The 1820-nt window shown below is 68.0% G+C and carries 2 protein-coding genes; both read right to left on the reverse strand.

The genetic code is table 11. From position 1 onward, the window contains the following. A partial coding sequence (locus tag AC1VAN_RS20580) for an FtsW/RodA/SpoVE family cell cycle protein (RefSeq protein WP_480986608.1) occupies positions 1–854 on the reverse strand: 854 nt, incomplete at its 3' end. Then, the coding region (locus AC1VAN_RS20585; protein WP_480986609.1) for a penicillin-binding transpeptidase domain-containing protein at positions 851–1820 on the reverse strand (970 nt) is incomplete at its 5' end. The genes AC1VAN_RS20580 and AC1VAN_RS20585, both read right to left, overlap by 4 nt.

Below are 1820 nucleotides of genomic sequence, written 5' to 3' on the forward strand. Positions count from 1 at the left end.
AGGTACAGCGTCAGCACCAGCGCCACGCCGATCCAGCCGAACTCCTCGCTCAGCACCGAGAACGCGAAGTCGGTGGTCTGCTCGGGAATGAAATTCAGGTGCGACTGCGAGCCTTCGCCCCAGCCCTTGCCGTCGAAACCGCCGGAACCAATGGCGATCTTCGACTGGATGATGTTCCAGCCCGCGCCCAGCGCATCCATTTCCGGGTCGAGGAACATCATGATGCGGTCCTTCTGGTACGGCCGCAGCAACCAGAACCAGGCGACCGGCGCCACCGCTGCCACGCCGCCCACGCCCAGCCCCACCCACCACCACGGCAGGCCCGCCAGCAGCAGCACGAACACACCACTGGCGGCGATCAGCACGCCGGTGCCGAAGTCCGGCTGCAGCATCACCAGCCCGGTCGGCACACCGATGATCACCATCGCCACCAGCACCGTGTTGAAGCGCGGCGGCAGCGGCATCTTGTGCAGGTACCAGGCCACCATCATCGGCAGGCTGACCTTGAGCAGTTCGGCCGGCTGCAGGTAGAAGAACTTGAGGTCCAGCCACTGCCGGCCGTATTTTCCCGTTCCCAGCGCGAACACCGCCAGCAACGGGATCATCGAGATGGCGTAGATCAGTGGCGTGGCCGAGCGGATGCGCAGGATCGGCGCCCGCGAAATGCCCCACATCGCCGCCAGACCCACGGCAAAACGCACGCCCTGCGCCATCACCAGGCCATCGCCGCCAGCACTCTTCAACGTTGYCAGGCCGATCACCATCAGCGCGCCCAGCGCCAGGCACAGCAGCCAGTCGAGGCTGCTGAAGAACCGCTGCAGCATTTCCCCGGCCCAGCGCAGGAAGGCGCTCATCGGCTGGCCTCCGCCGCGACGGTCGGGCGAGGACCGACGGGCAACGCCGCAGCAGATGGCGAACCCGGAACCGGTGCCGGCGCCGGTGGCGGTGCGGGCATGCCGATCAGCACCGGGTGCTCGCCCAGCTCGGCGGCGGCGGCGTCGCCGGCCGGGCGCGCGTTCACGTCCTCATTGTCGAAGGCGGTGATGCCGATGGCGGTGGTGCCGCGTTCGCTGTCCAGCGGCTGCATGCCTTCAGGCATCTTGCCCAGCAGCCAGGCATCGAAGATCTTGCGCGCGATCGGTGCGGCCGCCGCGCCGCCGTAACCGCCGCCTTCCACGGCGATGGCCAGCGCGATCACCGGCTGCTCGGCCGGCGCGAAGCCGACGAACAGCGCACGGTGGCGCAGGTGCATCGGCAGGCTTCTGGGATTGACCGCGGCCGTGCCCTTGCGGCTGACGACCTGTGCCGTGCCTGTCTTGCCCGCCATCGTGTACGGCGCGCCGGCCGCCATGCGTGCGGCGCTGCCGCCGGGAAGCATGGTGGCCATCATGCCTTCGCGCACGGCCTGAAGATTGTTCGGGTTGGGGCTGACCGGCTTGCTCGGGCCGGGCTCCGCCGCCACCCAGTCGCTGTCGAAACCAGCACGCTGCTGCATCACCAGATGCGGCGTGCGCAGCTGGCCATTGGCCAGGCCGCTGACACCACGGGCCAGCTGCAGCGGGGTAACCTTCCAGTCGCCCTGGCCGATGCTGATGTTCACCGTGTCGCCGGGATACCAGGCTTCCTTGCGGCTCTTCCGCTTGTAGGCCGGCGACGGCAGGATGCCGGAGATCTCGCCGGTCAGATCGATGCCGGTCGGCTGGCCGAAGCCGTAGTACTCCATGTAATGGTCGAACCGCTCGATGCCCAGGTCCAATGCCAGCCGGTAGTAGTACGTATTGACCGACTGCGCGATGGACTTGCGCAGATCGGTCCAGCCG

This window comes from Stenotrophomonas sp. 05L44_2 (assembly GCF_056665995.1).